The sequence below is a fragment of the Herbiconiux sp. SALV-R1 genome, assembly GCF_013113715.1.
Classification (GTDB): Bacteria; Actinomycetota; Actinomycetes; order Actinomycetales; family Microbacteriaceae; genus Herbiconiux.
Map to the genome: position 1 here is coordinate 3,421,255 of NZ_CP053344.1, position 21,641 is coordinate 3,442,895.

Consider the following 21,641-nt stretch of genomic DNA (forward strand, 5'->3'; position numbering starts at 1 on the left):
CCGCCGACCGGGGTTCGGTGGCCGTCGAGTGGCCACCGAACCCCTCCATCCATTCTCGAACAGGACGAGGACATGAACCTACCTCTCGCGCTTCCGCCGACACAGAGATCCCGCAGAAGCCGCCCCACCCGTGCAACGGCCCATCGCGGAACGAGCGTCTGGCTCGTGCTCGCGGTCGTGCTCGTCGCCTTGACCCTTCTGCTCGGCCTCCCCGTGAGCAAGCTCCTGGCCGCCGGTACGTCCCCGGCTGGCCTCGAGGCCATCGGGGCATCCTTCACCACCGACGTCACCACCCTCACCAACTCCCTGGTGCTCGGCGTTCTGGTCGGCATCGTCGGAACGATGATCGGCCTCGTCTCCGCCTTCGCGCAGGTGTTCCTCGTCTTCCCCGGCAAGAGGCTGCTGCACTGGCTCACCCTGCTGCCGCTCATCTCGCCGCCGTTCGCGGCCGCCACGGCCGTCATCACCCTGTTCGGTCGGCGCGGGATCGTGTCTTACCACCTGTTCGGACTAGAACTCGACATCTACGGCCTCGGCGGACTGGTGCTCGTCGTCTCGATGACCTTCACACCTCTGGCCTACATGAACATCCGCGGGATGCTGGAGAACCTCGACCCCTCCCTCTTCGAGGCGTCGGCTGCTCTCGGCTCCAGCGAGGTGCGGACGATCTTCCGGGTCATGCTGCCGATGATCGTGCCGTCGCTTCTGACCTCTTTCCTCATCCTCTTTGTCGAGGGGATCGCCGATCTCGCGAACCCTCTGGTTCTCGGCGGGTCGTTCCGCGTGCTCGCGAGCCAGATCTACTTCGCGATCGCCGGGAGCGGCGACATCGCCGCAGCCGCGGGGATCGCCCTCGTGCTGCTGGTACCCGCCCTCCTGGTGTTCGTCATCCAGAAGTACTGGGCCGGCAAGAAGTCGGTCGTCACGGTGACGGGAAAGCCGACAGGTCGCATCCGCCCGATGGAGAGCCTCGCGGTGCGGATTCCCGTGCTCACGGTCGTGACAGCCTGGATGGCACTCGTCATCCTGGTCTTCGGAACCATTCTCGTGGGCGGCTTCGTCAGCATCCTCGGCGTCAACAACTCCTTCACCTTCGAGCACTACGAGTTCGTCTGGAGACTCGGTTCCGATGCCATGCGCACGACGCTGACCATGACCCTCGTCGCGGCGCCGATCGCCGCCGCCCTCGCCGTCTGCATCGCGTGGCTGGTGGTACGGCACTTCCAGCGTTTCGGCCGGGTGCTCGACTTCGTGGGCATGCTCGGGTCGGCGATCCCGGGCACCGTTCTGGGCCTCGGCTTCGCCCTGGCCTACTCGCAGCCGACCTGGCTGTTCGGACAGCAGATCCTCCCGGCCCTCGCCGGTGGCCTGGCTGCGGGCGCCGGCTCCGTCGCGATCGTGATGGTCTTCATCGCCCGCGGCATCCCGACCGGGCAGCAGGCCTCGATCTCGTCGCTGAAGCAGATCAACCCGCAGGTCGACGAGGCCGCCATCTCACTGGGCGCCAATCAGTTCACGACGTTCGTCAGAATCTCCATCCCGTTGATCAGCCCCGCCATCATCACGGCGGTGACCTATGCGATCACGAAATCGATGACGACGATCACGGCGATCATCTTCATCACGACGCCGCAGACCAAGGTCATGACGGCTCAGATCCTCGATGAGGTCGATGCCGGGAGGTTCGGCAACGCCTTCGCCTACTGCACGGTGCTCATCGTGATGGTGCTCATCATCCTCAGCATCACCTCGCTCCTTCTCCGCCGCCTCAACCGATCCAAAAGGACAACCGCCTCATGACCACCACCACCTCGACCGAGAAGACGGACCGGCGACCGGCGACCGGCAAGAAGTCGCAGGGCGCACTGGAGCTCATCGGTGTCGCCAAGTCGTACACCACGGGCAGAGCGGATGCGCGCGCCGTCGACGACTTCACCCTCAGCCTCGAACCCGGTCAGTTCGTCACCCTCCTCGGGCCCTCAGGCTGCGGCAAGACGACGACCCTCCGCATGATCGCCGGTTTCGAGACCCCGACCAGCGGCGACATCAGGGTGGACGGGAAGTCGATCGTCAAGACGGCGCCGAACAAGCGCCCGATGTCGATGGTGTTCCAGTCCTACGCCCTGTTCCCTCATCTCTCCGTCGAAGACAACATCGCTTTCGGCCTGAAGATCAAACGTGAGCCCCGGCAGAGTCGCGGCGAGCGCATCGCGACGGTGATGGACCTGATGGGCATCCAGCAATACGCGAAGCGGTTCCCGCACGAGCTCTCCGGAGGTCAGCAGCAGCGAGTCGCCCTGGCGCGAGCGGTGGTCATGGAGCCGAGCATCCTGCTGTTCGACGAGCCCCTCTCGAACCTCGACGCCAAGCTGCGGATGCGGATGCGGGAGGAGATCCGGTCGATCCAGCAGCGCCTCGGGATCACCTCGGTCTTCGTCACCCACGACCAGTCGGAGGCGCTGACGATGTCGGACGTCGTGGTGGTCATGAGGGAGGGGAGGATCGAGCAGGTGGGGACTCCCGAGGAGATCTATCACCGACCCGACTCGCTCTTCGTCGCATCCTTCCTCGGCACGGCGAACTTCCTCGACGTCGAGGTGTTCGCGGTGAACGACGGCGCGGCGGGGGTTCCGCGCACGGCGACGATCGGAATCGCCGGCACGATGATCGACGTGCCGTGCGACGACCGGGCCGTTCAGGGAGGGCAGGGCAAGGCGCTCGTCCGCTCCGAGAATCTCCATGTCGGGCCTCCCGGGCAGGGCATCCCCGGCACCGTCCTCTTCTCGGCCTTCGACGGGGCGATCACCCGCTACACCGTCGACACCGCCTACGGAAAGCTGCAGGGTCAGGCGAACGGAACCGAGCGCCAGCTCGAGGCAGGTACCGAGGTGAGCTGCCGGTTCTCGGCATCCGAGGTCTGGCTCATCACCGAATGATCGACGCCACAGCACCAGCTCAGCTCGAGACCGACCCGAGACGGAGCAGGTAGATGCAACGATTCTTCGACCGCGCCGACACCGAATGGCGAAGACCATCGGGCTGCCTCCATTTCTACGCGCTTCCCGCCGAGGGAGAGCAGCTCCGGCGGGACTTCCGCTCGGTCTCGTCGGCCCTCTCGACTGTGCCGGGTCTGGGGCGCATGCCGGAGGAGTACCTCCACGTCACGGTGCAGCGGCTCGACGCCTACGCCGACGACCTCGTCGACCCCCGATGGGCGTCGATCCTCGACGCTCTCGGGCCGGCCTTCGAGCTGCTCCCCGAGTTCGAGGTCAGGTTCGCGCCTCCGACCGTGAGGTCGCATGCGGTCGAGGCCGTCGGCGGCCTCAGTCTGCACTGGTCTGCGCTGGTCGCGACGATTCGGCAGACACTGGCCGACGCGGGTCTGCGGCAGACTCTCACCGCGTCTCCGTATGCACCCCACTACACGGTCAGCTACTGCATCGAGGAGACCGACGACGCCGTGATCCGGCGTCATCTGACCCCGGCCGCGAAGGCCACGGCCATGGGTCTGTCGTCGGTGAGCCTGGTGGCCGTCGACCAGGACAGGGAGGCCGGTGTCTTCCGTTTCGAGACGATCAGGGAGTGGGCGCTCGGACATTAGACTGCCGGGCAGACGAAGGGAGTACCGCATCGTGAACCACCGCGCTCGAGTCGGGCTCACCGACGTCGCCGACGCCGCCGGTGTCTCGAAGTCGACGGCCAGCCGGGCGCTCCGGGGGGAATCGCGGGTCAGCGCGGAGACCATCGAGCACGTGCTCGCGACCGCGGCTCGGCTGGGCTACGTGCGCGACCGTCGGGCGGCGGAACTGGCCAGCTCGGCACCGACGACGGTGGGGCTGCTGCTGCGTGGTGCCGAGCGGTCGTTCTACGGCGAGATCGCAGCACGGGTTCAGGCGGTGACCGACGCGCGTGGCATCGACCTGCTGATCGTCAACGGCGGCGACGACCACGCCATGCAGATGCGAGCTCTCGACAACCTGCTCGGGCATCGGGTCGCCGGCATCATGATCGCTTCGGGGCGGGCGTCGCTGGCCGCAGCTGAACACGCGGCCTCCTTCGTGCCGACCGTGCTGGTCGGTCTTCCCTCCGACGACGACGCCTTCGACTCCGTCTCGATCGATGCCGCGAGCGAGATCGAGATGGCGGCGCAGGTGCTGCGGGCCGGGCACCGGCATGTCGCCCTCACCGCAGGGCACACCGCGGCGTCGATCGTGCTGCAGCGCCGCACCGATCTCTATCGCGAGACACTCGAAGCGCACGGCGCGACGGTGACGATGATCCCCGGTGTCGGAATCGACGGGTTCGCCGAGGGGTTGCGCCGCGCGCTCGACGACGGCGCGACCGCGATCATGGCCGGCGACGACCCGTCTGCGGTCGCCATCCTCGAGACCCTCGCGACCTGGGGCGTCCCTTCTCCTCAGGAGGTATCGGTCACCGGTTTCGACGGCGTCGGCGTCTACCGCTCCCCCCTGTTCGGACTGGCGACGATGCGCCAGCCCGTCGAGGAGATGGCCGTGGCGGCGACCGACATCATGATGCGTCGCCTCGACGGAACCCAGACCGCACCGGCACACGAGACCTTCGTCGGCGACTTCATCGCCGGCAGCACCCTCGCCTCCCCCTCCGGCAACACCTGACCCGCCGCCGCATGGCGGCTATACTGAGTGTTCCTTAATTTTGAAAGGGATGCTGATGCTCAAGGTCGCAGAGTCCGAGTACGCGGCCACTCTCGAGCACCTCAAAACACGCGTTCGTCAGGCGAGGTACACGGCTCAACGAGCGGCCAACACCGAGCTGCTCCGCCTCTACTGGCACATCGGCGCCACCATCGTCGCTCGCCAGGAGACCGCTTCCTGGGGAAGTGGGGTCATCGGGCGGCTGGCCGAGGACCTGCGAGACGCCTTTCCCACGATGAAGGGTTTCTCGCGCGCCAATCTCTTCACGATGCGACGTTTTGCCCAGAACTGGGACGAAGCGGCAATCGTCCAACGGGCCGTTGGACAATTGCCCTGGGGGCACGTGATCGAGCTGCTCAGCAAGATCGACGACGCCGAATTGCGAGACTGGTACGCGGAACAGGACGTCACTCATGGCTGGAGTCGACCCGTCCTCGTCCACCACATCACCTCACAGCTCCACACCCGCCTTGGGAACGCGCCCAGCAACTTTGCCAAGTCGCTCGACCGCATGGATTCCGAGCTCGCGCAGCACATCACCAAAGACCCCTTCACCCTCGACTTCCTGGCAATCGATGCCGACACATCGGAGCGAGACCTCGAGAACCGCCTCACCTCGCAGATCGTCCAGACCCTTCACGAACTCGGACCCGGGTTCGCCTTCGTCGGTCGCCAGGTTCATTTTGAGGTCGACGGTGACGACTTCTACGTCGACCTGCTGTTCTTTCACGTCACTCAGCTGAGATACGTGGTGCTCGAGCTCAAGACCACCAAGTTCGATCCCCGCGACGCGGGCCAGTTGGGCTTCTACGTGGCCCTCGTCGACGCTCAACTGCGGATCAGCGACGTTCACCGCCCGACCATCGGCATCCTCCTCGTCAAAGACAGGAACGAAACCTGGTGAGGTACTCGCTGGCGGGCACGAATCAGCCCATCTCCGTAGCCCGCTACGAACTGCCGCCCACCGAAGCAGCTGACCTCCCCAGCGAGGCCAGGCTCATCCAGATCGCTCAGGCTGCAACAGGGTTATGACCCTAAGAAGGCGTGAACGACCATCGACCCGTCACGATCCGCCCCCTGGAGGGCGCTCAGAGGGCGGATCGTGACGGGTCGATGAGGCGCGCGGCGCGCGGGTGCGCGCTAGGGCGCGAGGAGCCCGCCGTCGGGGGCGCGGACGCCCGCGGCCCAGGCGTCGTGGCCGGAGAGGGCGGCGGGGAAGCGGGCGGCGGCGGTCTCGTCGAGGTCGATGCCCCAGCCGGGGGCGTCGTTGGGGGTGAGCCAGCCGTCGACGATGTCGATCATGCCGGGGAACACCTCGTGGGTGGCCTCGTTGTAGACGTGGCCCTCCTGGATGCCGAAGGCCGGGCTCGACACGTCGAGTGCGACGGCGGCGGCGACCGCGAAGGGGGACGCGTCGCCGGGCGAGTGCCAGGCCGTCTTCACGCCCTCGAACTCCGCGAGCACGGCGAGGCGGCGGGCAGCGCTGAGGCCGCCGATGTCGGAGAGGTGGCAGCGGATGAAGTCGACCGCGTGCGACCGCACCAGCCGCGCCGCCTCGGTGGCGCTCGTGGCGAGCTCACCCACGGCGAGGGGCACGGGTGAGGCGGCACGCACCTCGGGCAGGCGGTCCCAGAACTCGGGCGCGAGCACGTCTTCGAGGAAGAACGGCCTGAACTCCTCGAGCGAGCGCGCGAGCATGACGGCGGTCTTCGGGGTGAGCCGCGAGTGCACGTCGTGCAGCAGCTCGACCTCCTCGCCGAGCAGCTCCCGCATACGTGCGAACAGGGCAGGCGTGCGGCGCAGGTACTCGTCGACCCGCCAGCCCGTCGGGGTCTTCGCCCAGGTGTACTCGTCGCCCGAGGGCGGGGCGCCGTAGTGGCCGATGCCCGGCTGGCCGGTGTGGATGCGCACGTGCCGCAGCCCCGCATCCATCAACTCCCGCGCATGCTCGGCGGTCTGCTCGGGCGTGGCGCCCTCGGCGTGCAGGTAGGTGTCGGCGGCGGCACGCACGCGCCCGCCGAGCAGCTCGTAGACGGGCGCGCCGGCGCGCTTGCCCGCGATGTCCCAGAGGGCCATGTCGATGCCCGAGAGCACGTTGTTGCCGACGGGCCCCTCGCGCCAGTAGCCGGTGAAACGGATGACGCGCAGCAGGTCTTCGATATCGCCCGGGTAGCGGCCCACGACGAGCCGCCGCACGTGCTCGAGGTACCCCGTCACCGCTTTCCAGCGCTGGGTGAAGGTGGCGCAGCCGAGCCCGTAGAGACCGTCGTCGCTGGTGTCGATGCGGATGACGACGAGCGGGATGCCCTCGGGCGCGGTGACGATGGCCCGCACGTCGGTGATGCGCACGTCGTCGCGCGGCACCCAGGGCTGGGCGAAGGTGGCGGGCGTCACGTCGAGATCGGACACGGTGCGGGAACTCCTAGGTGATGAGGGCGACGAGCTGATGAGGGCGGCAGGAAGGGTGGCGGGCGAGCGTCAGCCCGCAGGCAGCGCGGCGGGCGACGGCGTCGCCGACCCGTCGTGGATGGACTCCGCCGCCTCGAACCCGAGCAGCGTGCGCGCCCGGCTCGTGTCGACGAGGCTCTGCCTGCCGACGATCGGCGCCGTCACCGGCACCTGCGGGGCCCACCGCCGCAGCAGCTCGGCGCTCGGGGTGTCGAGCAGGGTGTCGCGGGCGCTGAGGGCGATCACCTGCGCGCCCCGCGCATCCGACTCCAGCGCGCACTGCACGGCTCGGGCGGCATCGGCCATCGTGAGGTACGACCACCCCTCCCGCACCAGGCGGCCCGGGTCGTCCGAGATCTCGGCCCGCACCTCCTCGAGCACGTGCGGCCACTTCACCAGCGGGAAGCGCAACGCGATCACGTCGACACCCCACCGCCGATGCGCGAGGGCCGCGGTGCGCTCGTCGACGAGCTTCGACAGCGAGTAGGCGTCGGCGATGTCGGGAACCGTCGACTCGTCGAGCGGGAAGCTCGGCGGCAGCACGTCGTGCGGGTTGTTCGGGTACCCGATGGCGTTGATGCTGCTCGCGATGACGGCGCGCCCGATGCCGCGCTCACCCGCCTGGCTCAGCACGTTGAAGGTCGAGTCGGTGTTCACCCGGAACACGTCGTAGGGCGTGCCGAGGCTGGGGTGCGGGATGGCGGCGAAGTGGGCCAGCGCATCCGCCCCGTCGAGCGCCCGGGCGACGTCGGCGACCGAGGTGGCGTCTCCTTCGAGCACGCGGTCGGCAGGATGCGCGCCGGAGTACGACAGGGACAGTGCGGTGACCTGGTAGCCCTGTGCGAGGAGGCGTTCGGAGACGGCGCGACCGATGATGCCGTCGGCGCCGGTGACGAGGACGCGGGTCATCCCTTGATCCCTCCCGACATGCTGGCGCCACGGAGGAACTGGCGCTGGAAGATGAGGAAGAGCACCACCGGCACGATCAGCGACAGGAACAGTGCCGCCATCTGCACGCTCAGCTCGGTCTGCTCGGCGAGCCTCGGCAGAGCCACCGACACGGGCTGGTTCTCGGGGTTCGGGAGCACGAGGAGGGGCCAGAGGTAGTCCTTCCAGGAGGCGACCACCGTAAGCAGCCCGACGACGCCGAGGATGGGGCGGGCCAGCGGCAGCACGATGCTCCACAGGATGCGCAGAGCCCCCGCGCCGTCGATGCGCGCCGCCTCGTACAGCTCCGCCGGGATGCCCTCGAGGAAGCGGGCGATGATGAGCACGTTGAAGGCCGTCGCCGCCGCCGGCAGCCACACCGCCCACCAGGTGTTGACGAGCGAGATGCCGACCACGGGCAGGTCGCGCACCGTGAGGTAGAGCGGCACCAGCGAGACGATGCCCGGGATGAAGAGCGTCGCGAGGATCGCCCCCGAGAACAGTCCGCCCCAGCGCGGCTTCAGCACCGTGATGACGAAGGCCGCGGTGGTGGAGATGAACAGCGTCGCCACCATCGAGCCGAGCGCGAGGATCGCCGTGTTGAGGAGGTAGTGCCCGATGCGGCCGCGCTCCCAGGCGATGCCGAGATTCTCCCACTGCACGGTGCCGCTGCTGAAGAAGGAGAACGGGCCCTGGATGAGGTCTTGGGTGGGCGAGACGGCCGCGAGCGCCAGCCACACCAGCGGGCCGAGGCCGGCGATGAGCAGCAGCACGAAGACGACGACCTGCCCGATGGCGAGGGTGGCCCGCACCACCGGCCGCGAGCGGTCGGCGTCGGAGATGTTGGTGCGGGTCTCGGGGTCGGCGTTCTCGGCCCGGCGGCGGGCCCGGCCGCCGAGGGGGCGGATGCGAGGGGCTGCGGCGGTCATGAGCGGCTCCAACGGCGGGTGAGGAGGAGGTAGGCGACGGAGAAGATGCTGAGCACGACGGCGAGCAGCACGCTGAGCGCGGTGGCCGCGCCGTAGTCGACCCTGATGAAGGCGTAGTCGTAGACCGACATGAGCAGGGTCTTGGTGGCGTTCTGCGGCCCGCCCCCGGTGAACAGGAAGGGCTCGGTGAAGATCTGCATGGTGCCGATCACCTGCAGCAGCAGCATCGTACCGATGATGCCGCGCATCTGCGGGAGGGTGATGTGCCACACCCGCTTCCAGATGCCGGCGCCGTCGAGCTCGGCCGCCTCGTAGAGCTCGCTCGGAACACTGGTGAGCGCGGCGATGTAGATGATGACCGCAGAGCCGGCACCGGCCCAGGTGGTCTCGAGCACGATGGAGGGCATCGCCATGGCGGTGGAGTTGAGCCAGGGCAGCGGGCCGATGCCGACGAGCCCGAGGATCGAGTTGAAGACGCCGTCGGAGCTCGGCTCGTAGAAGAACTTCCAGAGCAGGATGGCGACGACCGGCGGCACCACGACGGGCAGGTAGGCGAGCCCGCTGAAGTACCAGCTCCTCTTGCGCAGCTCCGAGATGAACACGGCGAGCGCGAGCGGCACCGGGAAGCCGAAGAGCACGGCGAGCACCGTGTAGTAGACGGTGTTGAGCGCGGCCTGCGGGAGGCCCGGGTCGCTCAGCACGTAGGTGAAGTTGTCCCACCCCACCCACTCCGCGGTGCCACCCGGGATCGGGTTCTGCCAGCTCATGATGAGCGAGCTGACGATCGGCCCCCAGGAGAAGTAGAGGTAGACGAGGATCGCCGGGAGGGCGATGCCGAGCGCCACGAACCCGGGCCGGGCACGGCGCCAGCGCCGGGTGAGGGCGGGCACGTCACCCGCCCGGGGAACGGCGGTGCGACGCAGACGAAGCTGTTCGCTCATCGGGAACTCCTGTCGTGGTGGTGGAAGGGAGAGAGGGAGGCGGGCCCCACCACGAAGCCCGCCTCCCCGGTGCGTCAGCGACCGAGTCGCGACTGCACGTCCGACTGAGCCTGGCCGAGCAGGCCCGGGATGTCGGCGTTCTGGTCGGTGAGCACGGTCTGCACCACGGTGTCGAGTGCACCGTAGACCTCTTGCGCGTTGTTCACCGGCTCCGCCACGACCGGGATCTCGGTGGAGGCTGCCTGGTAGGGGGCGAAGTTGGCCGTGGGCACGTTGACGTAGTCGGCGATCCACTGGAAGTAGGTGTCGTACTCGTCGGAGTTCACCACAGGCAGACCGGGGAGACCGGTGACCGAGCCCGCTTCGTTCGACGCCTTCGCGGCGGCGACGGCGGTCTCCTCGTCGAGGTAGGGCTGCAGGTAGAAGAACTTGACCCACTTGACGGCGGCCTCCTTCTCCTCCTCGGTCGCCGACGGGTTGACGATCTGCACGGTGCCGCCGCTGAGGGTGCCGTTGACACCGTCGTTCTGCGGCATGCCGCCGATGCCGAAGTTCTCGGCCGGCAGCTTCAGATTCTGCACCACGGTGTAGTAGTAGTCGGATGCTCCGATGACCATGCCGATCTTGCCTGCGGCGAAGTCCTGACCCTGCGACTGCACGTCGTAGAGCGCGTTCTCGGGCAGGGTGCCGTCTTCCCAGCGCATGGCCTTGATGGTCTCGAGCGCGTCGGTCGACGGGGTGTCGTCGAAGGTCGCCTCGCTGCCGTCGGCGTTCTCGACGGTTCCGCCGTAGGAGTAGGTGATGCCGGTGAACTGCCAGCCACCGGTGTTGTTCGTGCTGAGCACCGAGAAGCCGGCGGCGCCGGTGGCCGCCTTGATGGCCTTGGCCGCCTCGCGCACCTCGTCCCACGTGGTGGGCGGGTTCTCGGGGTCGAGGCCCGCCTTGGTGAACAGGTCGCGGTTGTAGACCAGGCCGAAGGAGTAGGCGTTGGTCGGAATGGCGAAGGCCTGGCCGTCGCCGTTCTCGGCGAGCTTCAGGATGGTCGGGTTGAGCGAGTCGTAGAGGTCTTCGGCCTTGAGGGCGTCGGTGAGGTCGGCAGCCTGACCGCGGGCGATGAGGCCCTGCGGCTCGGTGAGCGGCACGCTCATGACGTCGGGCAGGCTGCCGCCGGCGGCGAGCGCCTGGAAGGTGGTGGCGTCGTAGCCGGTCTCGACGGGGTCGAGGTCGATGTCGGGGTTGGCCTCTTCGAACGCGGCGACGCGGTCGTCGAAGTACTGACGGTCTTCGGGACGGTCGGCGCTCGGCCGGTCGCCGATCTGGATCACGACCTTGCCGTCGGACTCGGCGGACGTGCCGCTCGAGCACCCGACGAGGGTGGCCGCGGCGAGACCGCCGAGGGCGAGGAGAGCCGCTGCTGAGCGGATGCGTTTCGTCATTGAAACTCCTTGGGGAGGATCTGAGGATGAGGACGGGGGTGCAGGGAAGAAAATCGCTTTCCCTGATCGATGTCTACCACCGAACGGGCCGCTCGTCAAAACCCGAATGAAGAAATTCCGCCGAATGATGCGGAAATGTGGTCAACGCCGGTTTCTGAAGAACCGTTTGACACCGGCACGGCGCTGTCCTGAGAATGTCCCACAAGGAAAACGCTTTTCCTACATCGACAACTCGACGAGGAGACAACAGGTGTCAGGTCATCCCCCGCCCTTCCCCCGCCGCCGCGCCCGGCGCGCCCTGGCGGTGATCGCCACGGCAGCCCTCGCAGGGGTCGCCCTGCTGGCGCCCGCCACCGCAGCATCCGCAGCCACGACCGACCTCGGCGTCGAGTCGGCCGACGGCTGGTCGGGGGTGAGCTTCGACGGCACCACCGGCAGCGGCGTGCCCGCGGCCGTCTCGGCCGACTCCCACTCGGGCGCTGCGGCGCTCGCCATCGATCTCGACACCGCCGCGGTGACCGACGCCGGATGGGAGATGGCCTACCGCCCGCTCTCCGGAGTCGAGGTCGACTCGCTCAGCTTCTGGGTGAAGACGGTCAACGTCTCGAGCCTCGGGGTGCAACTGGTCGACAGCACCGGCCAGACGCACCAGACCTTCCTTCCCGTTCCCGCATCCGACGGCTGGCAGGAGATCACCCTCGCCTCGCCGGCCGGCGAGGAGCAGCACGGCTCGTGGGGCGGCGCCGCCGACGGCGTCTGGCACGGCCCGGCCCAGCAGCTCGGCTTCGTGCTGAACGCCTTCGCGCGCACCGACACCTCGGTGCCCACGGCGACCCTGCTCGTCGACGACATCGTCGCGCACGCCGCCGACCAGGCGTCGTCGTTCACCCTCGGCCAGAGCACGGTGGGCAACGTGTTCACCCCAGGCGAGCCGACCGCGTTCCCGTACACCACGACCGCCGACCGGCTCGACTGGCGGGTGACCGACGCCTCGGGCGCCGTCGTCTCGTCGGGCGAGCACCAGGTGGCGGGCGGCACCGGCTCGCTCGACATCGACGGTCTCGACCTCGGCTGGTACGCGCTCGCCGTCGACGCCTGGGAGGGCGACACGGTGATCGGTCACCAGGAGACCACCTTCGCCCGGCTCGCGGAGCCGCTGCCGAGCGACGAATCGGCCGAAGGCCGCTTCGCCGCCGCCACGCACTACGGCCAGAGCTGGAGCCCCGACAGCATGCAGCTGCTCGCCGAGGGCGGCTTCGCCCAGCTGCGCGACGAGGTCTACTGGAGCGAGGTCGAGACCGAGCCCGGCGTCTACGACTGGGCCCGGCCGCGCGCCGAGTTCCTCGACCAGGCCGACGACTTGGGTGTCGCCCCGCTGCTGCTGGCCGGTTACGGCAACCCGCTCTACGACTCGGGCAACGGCCCGGTGAGCGACGAGGCGGTCGCCGCCTACTCCTCCTACGCCGCGGCGATGGCGAGCGAGTTCCAGGGCAGCGCCTCGGGCATCGAGCTGTGGAACGAGTGGGACCTCGGTCTCGGCGGCAACACCAACGTCTCGGCTGCCGACTACGTGAACCTGCTGAAGTCGGCATCCCCGGCCGTCAAGGCCGCGGCGCCCGGATTGCCGGTGATCGGCCCGGCGGTCGCCGATCTCAACACCTCGTGGCTCGAAGACACCTTCGCCCTCGGCGCGCTCGACTACGTCGACGGCATCGTGCTGCACCCGTACAGCTACCCGGCGGGTGCCGAGGCTCTGGCCGACCGGCTCGAGCAGGTCGACGCGCTGGTGCGCGAATACAACGACGGCCAGTCGAAGCCGATGTGGATCACCGAGCACGGCTGGCCCACCGGCACGAACGCCCGCGCGGTGAGCGAGGCCTCGCAGGCCGCGAACGTGGCGAAGTCGGCCCTCATCGCCACCATGGACGGCGTCGAGCGGTACTACTACTACGACTTCGTGAACGACGGCACCGACCCGGCCGAGACCGAGAACAACTTCGGTCTGCTGCACCACCCCGACGACGCGCTCGGCGCCTTCACCCCGAAGCCCGGCTACGTCGCCTACTCGACCGCCGCCCACCAGCTGGCCGGCGCGAACTTCACCGACCGCGACAAGAGCATCGCCGACGTCTGGAACCTCGGCTTCACCACGCCGGGCGGCCCGCTGCGCGCGCTGTGGTCGCTGAGCCCCCAGGTGGTGAGCGTCGAGGCGACCGGCACCGTGACCATCACGGATGCGTACGGTGCGGCCCACACGGTGGAGGCCGGTGACGGCGCCGAGCTCACGCTCGACCTCGGCGAGGCCCCGGTGTACCTGAGCGGCGACATCTCCGCTCCGGTGAGCTCCGCCACCTCGCTCACGCTCGACGCCGCGTTCGTGGGAGCGCCGGTCTCGGCGCACTGGACCATGGACAACACGGCGGGCGCGACCGAGACCGCGTTCACCCTGGCGTTCACCGACGGTACGGAGGTCTCGCAGACCGTCGCCGCCGGGGAGCAGGCGACGCTCGACTTCGAGCTGCCCGCCCCCACCGCCACGGGCGACTACAGCGTGTCGGGCTCACTGACGAAGGGCGGGAGCTATCTCGGAACGCTCAGCGCCTCGACCACGGTGTCGGAGGCACTCCAGCTCTCGGGCGGTCACGCCATCGACGCCGACGGCGCCTCGGTGCTGCGGCTTCGGGTGAGCAACGCCTCCCCCGAAGCCACCACGGTGTCGGAGCTGTCGTACACGCTCGGCGACGCCTCCGGCGTGCTGGTGACGGACGGTGCGTTGGCCGGCGCGTCGGAGCTCGTGGCCGACGTGCCGCTCGCCGACATCGCCGACGCCACCGGGTGGACCGCCCTGGCGACGGTCGACGGCCGCGAACTCACCGCATCCGGCAGCGTGCGCCCGCTCGACGTGGGCGCCGCGGCCGAGGTCGCGCACCGCACCATCGACGTCGACGGGGTGCTCGACGACCTCGAGGGCGTTCCGTCGATCGACCTCGAGGCGGTCGGCGACGACCAGACCGTCGACTCGACCGGCCCCGCCGACCTGTCGGGCACGGTCTGGTACACCTGGGACGACGACAACCTGTACCTCAGCGCCGACATCGCCGACGACGTGCACGACCAGCCCTCCTCGGGCAGCACGATCTGGCAGGGCGACTCGATCCAGTTCACCGTGGCCGACGGTGCGCCCGGCGAGGCGACCACCTGGAACGAGTTCGGTGTCGCCCTCACCGCCGACGGCCCCCAGCTCTACCGCTGGCTGTCGGTGGGCGAGGGAGCCGGCACGGTGACCGGCTCGCAGGTGCAGATCACTCGCGACGACGACACCGGCCGCACGGTGTACGAGGTGGCGGTGCCCTGGCAGCGCCTCGGCGGCGTGCGTGCCGACTCGGCGCTGTTCAGCGGATCGCTGCTCGTGAACGAGGCCGACGGCTCCGGTCGCGCCGGTTACATCGCCTGGGGTGGCGGCATCGCCGCCGAGAAGGACTCGGCGCAGTTCAACGCGCTGCGCCTGCTCGCGGCGGAGGAGCCGGAGCCGACGCCCGAGCCGACCCCGACGCCCGAGCCGACCGGCACGCCGACGCCCACGCCCACCGACACGCCCGCCCCGGGCACGCCCGGCGGCACGCCGGCCCCCGGAACCCCGGGCGCCCCGGGCAACGGCAACGGCGACGGCACCGGCGGATCGGCTGACGGAACCGGTGGCGGATCGGCAGGCGCCTCGGCGCTCGGCGAGACCGGCAACGCGGCGGCGGGAGTGCTCGCCGTGGTCGCCTTCCTCCTCCTCGGAGCCGGCGCCTTCGCGCTCGTGCGACACCGCCGGGCGGAGAGCTGAACACCCCCGACGGGCACGGCCCGGCCTCGGCGCGCATCGCGTCGCTGAGGCTGGGCCGCCGACGCGGCCGGGCTCCGATCACGGAGCCCGGCCCGCCGGTGTCGTGGACGATCGAGGCCGACGCGCCGTGGTCGCAGGCCGCAGCGCGTCTGCGCCTCGACGGGGTCGAACTGCGCGAGCTCCCCGGGGCCGACTCGGTGCTCGTGCCCTGGCCCTTCGCCCCGCTCGAGCCGGGCACGCACCACTCGCTCGAACTGCAGCTCGTGGGCGACGACGGCTCGCCCACCCCCTGGAGCGACCCGCTCCCCTTCACCACCGCCTTCCGCACCGAACCCTGGCGCGCTCCCCTGCTCTCGCACCCCGCACCCACCGCCGAGGCGCAGCCCGTGCTGCTGCGCACCGAGCTCGACGTCGCGGCCTCCGTCACCCGGGCCACCCTGTTCGCCACCGCGCTCGGCGTCTACCAGGTCGCCGTGAACGGCGTCGACGTCGACGACCACGTACTCAAACCCGGGTGGACGGCGTATCAGCACCGCCTCGCCCACGAGACCACCGACGTCACCCCGCTGCTGCGCCCCGGCCGCAACGCCCTCACCGTGCGGCTCGCGGGCGGCTGGTACACCGAGGCGTACGGCTTCGGGGCGCGCGCTGCCCGCTTCTACGGCGACCAGCCCGCCGTCTCGGTCGAGCTGCGGCTCGAGCACACCGACGGCACCGTCGAGCACCTCGCCTCCGGCGACGGCTGGCGCAGCACCGTCGAGAGCGAGTTCGTGTCGAGCGGCCTCTACGCCGGTGAGACGACGGATGCGCGGCGCCGGCAACCCGGCTGGAACCAGCCGTTCTTCGACGACTCGTCGTGGCATCCGGTCGCCACCCGCCCGCTCGCACTCGAGCCGGAGTCGATCGATGTCGAGCCCGTGCGCCGCATCGAGGAGCTCGCCCCGGTGGAGCTGCTCACCACCCCGTCGGGAGCGAAAGTACTCGACTTCGGACGCATCGTCGTGGGCCGCGTGCGGTACATCGTCGACGGTCCGGGGGGCGCGACCGTCACCCTGCGCCACGCGGAGGTGCTCGAAGACGGCGAGCTCTGCGTGCGGGCCCTGCGCGCCGCGACCTCGATCGACACGCACGTGCTCGCCGGCGACGGCCCCGAGGCGGTGGAGCCCGAGTTCACCTTCCACGGCTTCCGCTACGTCGAGGTGAGCGGATGGCCCGGCCAGCTCGAGCCCGACGCCTTCCGCGCCGTCGTGCTGCACACCGAGCTCTGGCGCACGGGATGGTTCAGCTGCTCCGAGCCGCTCCTCGAGCGTCTCCACGAGAACGTAGTACAGAGCCTCCGCGGCAACGCGCTGGCCCTGCCCACCGACTGTCCCCAGCGCGACGAGCGGATGGGCTGGACAGGCGACGCCCAGGTGTTCACTCCCGCAGCCGCGTCCCTCTTCGACGTCGACGCGTTCTTCGGCAGCTGGCTCGCCGACCTCTCGCTCGAGCAGCGCGAGCGCGGCGGGAGGGTGCCGACCGTGGTGCCCGACGTGCTCGGCGAGCTGAGCGACGTGGCCGCCGCGGGCTGGGGCGACGCGGCGACGGTGGTGCCGAGCGTGCTGTTCGAGCGCTACGGGGACCTCGGCCTACTCGAGCGGCAGCTGCCCAGCATGGCCGCCTGGGTCGACCACGCCCTCGCGGCGGCCGGCCCCGAGCGGCTGTGGGAGCGAGGCTTCCAGTACGGCGACTGGCTCGACCCCACGTCCTCCCGCCCCGACAAGGCGAAGGCCGACCCGGGCCTGGTGGCGACGGCCTGGCTCTTCCGCTCGACCCGGCTGCTGGCCGACGCCCTCGCCGCGACGGCACGCCTCGCCACCGACCCGGCGGCGCGAGCGACTCGGAAGGCTGACGCGTCGCACTATGCACGCGTCGTCGATGAGATCCGCACCGCCTTCACCCGCAGCTACCTCACCCCGGCGGGCCGGCTCATGTCCGACGCCCCGGCCGCCTACGCCCTCACGCTGGCCTTCGGACTCGTCGACAGCGCTTCCGTGCGGCGGGCGATGGCCGAGCGGCTCGCCTTCCTCCTGCGCGCCGGCGGCTACCGGATGGCCACCGGCTTCCTCGGCACACCGCACGTGCTCGACGCCCTCCTCGACAACGGCCAGGCGCACGCCGCCGAGCAGCTGCTGCTGCAGCGGATGTGCCCGTCGTGGCTCTACCCCGTCACCATGGGCGCCACCACGATGTGGGAGCGCTGGGACTCGATGCTCCCCGACGGTTCGATCAACCCCTCGGGCATGACCTCGTTCAACCACTACGCCCTGGGCTCGGTCGCCGACGTGCTGCACCGCCGGGTGGGCGGGCTCGCACCCGCGGCACCGGGCTACCGTCGGCTGCGCATCGAGCCGTGGTTCGTCGAGGCGCTCGACCACGCGGCCGTGCAGCACGACACCCCGTACGGGCGGGCGGAGGTGCGGTGGCGGCGAGACTCCGACGACCCCGCCCGACCCACGGTCGTCGTGGCCGCCGTCGTGCCGCCCGGCGCGAGCGCCGAAGTGGTGCTGCCCGGCCTCACCCGTTTCACGGTGGGCCCCGGTCGTTATGAATGGCGAACGGATGCTCCGCGGCGCGCCGCGCGAACCCGCGAGCCGCTCACCCTCGACGACGACCTCGCCACCCTCGCCGACCACCCCGGCGCGTGCGCCCTCGTGTCCCAGCTCCTCGCCCGGCACGACCCGGATCTGGCCCGCGAGTTCGACGCCTTCGCCCGCTGGGTGCCCGGCCGGAGCCTCCGGGCGGAACTCGCGGCGGTCTCGCCCCCGGCGTGGCTGACCGACGAAATCGATCGGGGATTGCGAGCGCTTCATGTTGATATGTGAAACGCATTGCTTGCATGATGTAACAAACGACCTCATCGAAGGAGCACGCATGAAGATCACCGCCATCGAGACCCTCTCGCAGCCCGAGGGGCCCTCACCGTCGGTGACCTTCGTGCTGCTGCACACCGACGAGGGCATCACGGGCCTCGGCGAGACCTATTACACGCCGCAGACCGTGGCGGCCTACGTGCACGAGGCCATCGCGCCCGTGGTGCTCGGCGCCGACCCCCTGCTCGACTCCGTCTGGGACACCCTCTACGCCCAGTCGGCCCGCCGGGTCGGCGGCGGCACCGACATGCGCGCCATCTCGGCGATCGACCTCGCGCTCTGGGACCTCAAGGGCAAGGCGGCGGGCCTTCCGGTCTACGCCCTCCTCGGCGGGGCCGATCCCTCCCGATCGGGCGTCGCCGTGTACAACACCTGCGCGGGCATCGCCTACGCCGCCTCGACCCACGTGGGCCGCGGCGGCCAGGCGGGCCCCGACGACCTCTGGCGCGCGGCGAACGACCCGGGCGGGCTGGCGCAGGAGCTCCGCGACGAGGGCTTCGTGGGCATGAAGGTCTGGCCTTTCGACGCCGCCGCGCAGCGGTACGGCGGCATGCGCATCTCCTCGGCCGAGGTGAAGGCGGGCCGCTCGGTGGTGGAGCGCATCCGCGACGCCGTCGGCGACGACCTCGAGATCATGCTCGAGGGGCACGCGCAGTGGGACGCCTCCCCGGCCCTGAAGATCTTGGAGTCGGTCGCGGAGTTCGACATCCAGTGGGCCGAGGACTTCGTGCTCGCCCACGACCCCGCCACCCTCCGCTGGCTCTCCGAGCGCTCGCCCGTACCGCTCGCCGCGAGCGAGTACCTCGGCGGGCGCTGGCAGTACCGGCAGCTGCTCGAGCAGGGCGCCATCCAGTACCTCCACCTCGACCCCAGCTGGTGCGGGGGCATCAGCGAGGCGCAGAAGATCCTCGCCCTCACCTCCGCCCATGGCGTGGTGGCGTCGATGCACGACTGCACCGGCCCGATCAACCTGCTCGCCGGGCTGCACCTGGCCGCGGCGAACCAGACGGTGGCCTATCAGGAGGTGCTGCGGAGCTACCTCAGCGACGTCTACCCCTCGATGGTCGACACCGAGTGGACCCGCAGCGGCGGCCTCATGGCGGCTCCCGACCGCCCCGGCCTCGGCGCGGAGCTGACCGAGCAGTACCTCGCCCAGCCGGGCCTGGTGCGGCAGGTGTCGCGTCGTGACTGACGGCACCGTCGGGCGCGAGCATCCGGGGGCCGCCCGCCCGCGGATCGTCGTCGTCACCGGCGCGGCCCAGGGCATCGGCAAGGCCATCGCCGCCCGGTTCCTCGCCGACGGGCACGCGGTGGCACTGCTCGACATCGACCCGCTCGTGCACGAGACAGCCCGAGGACTGGCCGCGGCAGCCGACGGGGCGGGCGGTGGCGGCGCGGGCGGTGGCGGCACCGCCGTCGTCTCCGAGCTGGCCGACGTCGGCGACGACGACTCGGTGACCGCCGCCCTCGCCCGGGTGCGCGAGCGCCTCGGCGAGGTCGAGGTGCTAGTGAACAACGCGGGCCTCAGCCGGCACCGCGACTGGCGCAGCATCACGCCCGGCGACTGGGACGACGCGCTGCGGGTCAACCTCCGCTCCGCCTTCCTCGTCTCGCGCGCGGTCGCGCCCGCGATGGAGGCCGCCGGATGGGGGCGCATCGTCAATCTCTCCTCGGTCACCTACCTGGGCGGCCAGCGCCACCTGCTCGACTACGTCTCCGCCAAAGGCGGCGTGATCGGTTTCACCCGCGCACTGGCGCGCGAGCTCGGCCCGAGCGGCGTGACCGTGAACGCGGTGCTCCCTGGCGCCATCCAGACGGAGTCGGAGCTGGCGTCGTTCCCCGACCAGGAGGCGCTGGCGCGGCGCATGGCCGAGGTTCAGTCGGTTCCGCGGCGGGGCACCGTCGACGACGTCGCGCACGCGGTGGCGTTCCTCGCCGAGGAGCGCTCGTCGTTCATCACCGGCCAGTCGCTCGTCGTCGACGGCGGCTGGTACCTCGACTGAGCGACGGGCGAACGGATGCGCGACTCAGAACTCCGTGACCCCGTAAGGGGCGCTCTCGGTGCGCAGCAGGCGCGCGAAGCGCTCGGCGGCGCCGGGAGTGTGCTCGCGCATCCGCCCCGACCGGGCCACGGCCCGCCCCTCCGTGCCGCCGAGGTACAGGCTCGCGAGCGTGGGGGCGTCGAGCTCGAGGTCGACGGGCACGTCGCCCGCGACGCGCTCCACCTCGCCGACGCCCTCCCGCACGACGAGGCGGTAGGCACCCGCGGCGTACCCCTGCGGGTCGCCCACCGAGAACAACAGCTCGTCGTCGCGTTCGTATCCGCGCGCCGAGAAGGCCTCGACCACGTCGAGCACGCGGAGCCAGACCGCGTTGCGGCGACGCTCGACGCGCACGCTGTCGGGATCGGTCACCGCCCAGGGCAGCACGGGGTCGACCGGCGCGTGCCGCCAGGTGACCGTGTCGACCATGTCGACACCGGCGAGGAAGTCCCAGAGCGCGAGCTCAGACGCGGTGTCGACGGCGACCAGGTCGACGACCTCGATCGAACCGGGCTCGCCCGTCCAGCCGGAGGGCCGGTAGCACAGCACCGCGTCGACCGAGCCGTCGGCGGCGAAGGCTGCCGCGTAGCGCACCGCGGTGTCGGCGTCGCCCGTGGGCGAGAAGGGGTGCAGGGTCTGTTCGGGGTACGAAGAAGGCCGGCCGACCGAGCCCACCCTGGAGCGATGGAATCGCTCGAACACCCGCACGGAGTGCTGAGCGGCGAACTCCTCGCTCACGAGCTCCACGCTGTGCACGAGCGGAGCAGCGAGCGCGAACGGCTTCGAGGAGTCGAGCACGACGGTGACCGTCGACGTGGCCGGACCGAAGCCGAAGCGGCCGTAGATGGCGCCCTCGCTCGCGGTGAGCGCGGCGAGGGGCCGGCCCGCCTCGACCGCGCGGTCGAGCGACCGCTCCATGAGCCGCCTCAGCAGCCCGCGCCGGCGATGGGTCGGCCGCACGGTGACGTAGACCACGAGGTGGGTCTCCAGCTCGCGCCCCACCGCGACCGTGAGCGGCTTGCCGTAGTCGGCGAAGGTGGCGACCGGCGCCTGCAGCGCGCCCGGGCGCGAGCTCTCGGGCGATGCCGCGTCGAGCACCGCGCCGTCGGCGGCGAGCCAGCCCGCGAGGCGGCGCCGGTGCTGCGGCGACGCCGGCGGCACCAGGAAGCCGAGGTTCACGGCGTCGAGCCAGGCGTCGCTGCGCGGGTCGACTCCCTCCTCGTCCCGACGGGCGGGAAAGGCGTCGAAGCGGTAGGCGCTCTGTTCGGGATGCGAAACCATGCACCGAGAATAGCCGCAGCCGGACGACAGCGCTACGTTCGGGTACCCGATTCGCTCGCATCGTGTTACAAACATGTTGCGATGTGAAACACAACGGTTGACCTCAGAGGCGGTGAGTGGTTACTGTCACCACCGTGGCCGGTTGCGACGATGCAGCTCGATCGTCTGAGGGCACGCGAGCCGCCGGGCTCGACTCGACAGCGACAGACAGGACGGAACA

16 protein-coding genes are annotated in these 21,641 nt (G+C 70.3%); 10 read left to right on the top strand and 6 right to left on the bottom strand.

What is annotated here, in order from left to right:
* Window positions 1–165: 165 nt before the first annotated feature.
* From HL652_RS16315 to HL652_RS16335, 5 genes are read left to right on the top strand one after another with little or no spacing between them, the layout of a single operon-like run.
* On the top strand, window positions 166–1,800 hold the full coding sequence (locus HL652_RS16315; protein ID WP_253743358.1) for an ABC transporter permease: 1,635 nt from the start codon (window positions 166–168) through the stop codon (window positions 1,798–1,800).
* Window positions 1,797–2,936: an ABC transporter ATP-binding protein gene (locus HL652_RS16320; RefSeq protein WP_171706284.1), complete on the top strand. Its 1,140-nt coding sequence runs from the start codon at window positions 1,797–1,799 to the stop codon at window positions 2,934–2,936. The genes HL652_RS16315 and HL652_RS16320 overlap by 4 nt, the downstream gene beginning before the upstream one ends.
* A 53-nt stretch (window positions 2,937–2,989) precedes the next feature.
* Window positions 2,990–3,601 (top strand): 2'-5' RNA ligase family protein, encoded by a 612-nt coding sequence (locus tag HL652_RS16325; RefSeq protein ID WP_171706285.1) that lies wholly within the window; start codon window positions 2,990–2,992, stop codon window positions 3,599–3,601.
* Between the two features lie 31 nt (window positions 3,602–3,632).
* Window positions 3,633–4,637 carry a LacI family DNA-binding transcriptional regulator gene (locus HL652_RS16330; RefSeq protein WP_171706286.1) on the top strand — a complete coding sequence of 335 codons (1,005 nt, stop codon included), beginning with the start codon at window positions 3,633–3,635 and terminating at the stop codon, window positions 4,635–4,637.
* Window positions 4,638–4,686: 49 nt separating this feature from the next.
* Entirely contained in the window at window positions 4,687–5,580 is an 894-nt protein-coding gene (locus HL652_RS16335) for a PDDEXK nuclease domain-containing protein (protein WP_371743517.1), read from the top strand.
* Between the two features lie 236 nt (window positions 5,581–5,816).
* Here HL652_RS16335 and HL652_RS16340 read toward each other — a convergent pair whose 3' ends face one another.
* The 5 genes from HL652_RS16340 to HL652_RS16360 form a co-directional block, all read right to left on the bottom strand.
* Entirely contained in the window at window positions 5,817–7,085 is a 1,269-nt protein-coding gene (locus HL652_RS16340; protein WP_253743360.1) for an enolase C-terminal domain-like protein, read from the bottom strand.
* A 69-nt stretch (window positions 7,086–7,154) separates the two neighbouring features.
* A complete protein-coding gene (locus HL652_RS16345) occupies window positions 7,155–8,033 on the bottom strand; it encodes an NAD-dependent epimerase/dehydratase family protein (protein WP_171706287.1) in 879 nt (292 codons plus the stop codon).
* The gene (locus tag HL652_RS16350; RefSeq protein WP_171706288.1) at window positions 8,030–8,980 is read right to left on the bottom strand and encodes a carbohydrate ABC transporter permease; all 951 of its coding nucleotides are present in this window, start codon (window positions 8,978–8,980) and stop codon (window positions 8,030–8,032) included. The genes HL652_RS16345 and HL652_RS16350 overlap by 4 nt, the downstream gene beginning before the upstream one ends.
* The gene (locus HL652_RS16355) at window positions 8,977–9,921 is read right to left on the bottom strand and encodes a carbohydrate ABC transporter permease (RefSeq protein ID WP_171706289.1); all 945 of its coding nucleotides are present in this window, start codon (window positions 9,919–9,921) and stop codon (window positions 8,977–8,979) included. The genes HL652_RS16350 and HL652_RS16355 overlap by 4 nt, the downstream gene beginning before the upstream one ends.
* Window positions 9,922–9,995: 74 nt before the next feature.
* Entirely contained in the window at window positions 9,996–11,357 is a 1,362-nt protein-coding gene (locus tag HL652_RS16360; protein ID WP_171706290.1) for an extracellular solute-binding protein, read from the bottom strand.
* Between the two features lie 69 nt (window positions 11,358–11,426).
* Here HL652_RS16360 and HL652_RS21930 point away from each other — a divergent pair, with 69 nt between their 5' ends.
* From HL652_RS21930 to HL652_RS16380, 5 genes are all read left to right on the top strand, one after another.
* The gene (locus tag HL652_RS21930) at window positions 11,427–11,549 is read left to right on the top strand and encodes a hypothetical protein (protein WP_256371278.1); all 123 of its coding nucleotides are present in this window, start codon (window positions 11,427–11,429) and stop codon (window positions 11,547–11,549) included.
* Window positions 11,550–11,607: 58 nt separating this feature from the next.
* Entirely contained in the window at window positions 11,608–15,186 is a 3,579-nt protein-coding gene (locus HL652_RS16365) for a sugar-binding protein (RefSeq protein ID WP_171706291.1), read from the top strand.
* 98 nt (window positions 15,187–15,284) lie between these two features.
* The gene (locus tag HL652_RS16370; protein ID WP_171706292.1) at window positions 15,285–18,050 is read left to right on the top strand and encodes an alpha-L-rhamnosidase; all 2,766 of its coding nucleotides are present in this window, start codon (window positions 15,285–15,287) and stop codon (window positions 18,048–18,050) included.
* 49 nt (window positions 18,051–18,099) lie between these two features.
* Window positions 18,100–19,290, top strand: a complete 1,191-nt coding sequence (locus tag HL652_RS16375; protein ID WP_171706293.1) for a mandelate racemase/muconate lactonizing enzyme family protein — start codon at window positions 18,100–18,102, stop codon at window positions 19,288–19,290.
* Window positions 19,283–20,101 carry an SDR family NAD(P)-dependent oxidoreductase gene (locus HL652_RS16380; protein ID WP_171706294.1) on the top strand — a complete coding sequence of 273 codons (819 nt, stop codon included), beginning with the start codon at window positions 19,283–19,285 and terminating at the stop codon, window positions 20,099–20,101. The genes HL652_RS16375 and HL652_RS16380 overlap by 8 nt, the downstream gene beginning before the upstream one ends.
* Window positions 20,102–20,125: 24 nt before the next feature.
* Here the strand turns inward: HL652_RS16380 and HL652_RS16385 are convergent, their stop codons facing one another.
* Window positions 20,126–21,421 (bottom strand): GNAT family N-acetyltransferase, encoded by a 1,296-nt coding sequence (locus HL652_RS16385; RefSeq protein ID WP_171706295.1) that lies wholly within the window; start codon window positions 21,419–21,421, stop codon window positions 20,126–20,128.
* Between the last annotated feature and the right edge of the window lie 220 nt (window positions 21,422–21,641).

Excerpts from the sequence above, each read along its gene's own strand:
- HL652_RS16355 (WP_171706289.1), bottom strand. The coding sequence starts at position 9,921 with ATGAGCGAACAGCTTCGTCTGCGTCGCACCGCCGTTCCCCGGGCGGGT.
- HL652_RS16385 (WP_171706295.1), bottom strand. The coding sequence starts at position 21,421 with ATGGTTTCGCATCCCGAACAGAGCGCCTACCGCTTCGACGCCTTTCCC.
- HL652_RS16360 (WP_171706290.1), bottom strand. The coding sequence starts at position 11,357 with ATGACGAAACGCATCCGCTCAGCAGCGGCTCTCCTCGCCCTCGGCGGT.
- HL652_RS16335 (WP_371743517.1), top strand. The coding sequence starts at position 4,687 with ATGCTGATGCTCAAGGTCGCAGAGTCCGAGTACGCGGCCACTCTCGAG.
- HL652_RS16375 (WP_171706293.1), top strand. The coding sequence starts at position 18,100 with ATGAAGATCACCGCCATCGAGACCCTCTCGCAGCCCGAGGGGCCCTCA.
- HL652_RS16350 (WP_171706288.1), bottom strand. The coding sequence starts at position 8,980 with ATGACCGCCGCAGCCCCTCGCATCCGCCCCCTCGGCGGCCGGGCCCGC.
- HL652_RS21930 (WP_256371278.1), top strand. The coding sequence starts at position 11,427 with ATGTCTACCACCGAACGGGCCGCTCGTCAAAACCCGAATGAAGAAATT.
- HL652_RS16345 (WP_171706287.1), bottom strand. The coding sequence starts at position 8,033 with ATGACCCGCGTCCTCGTCACCGGCGCCGACGGCATCATCGGTCGCGCC.
- HL652_RS16325 (WP_171706285.1), top strand. The coding sequence starts at position 2,990 with ATGCAACGATTCTTCGACCGCGCCGACACCGAATGGCGAAGACCATCG.
- HL652_RS16320 (WP_171706284.1), top strand. The coding sequence starts at position 1,797 with ATGACCACCACCACCTCGACCGAGAAGACGGACCGGCGACCGGCGACC.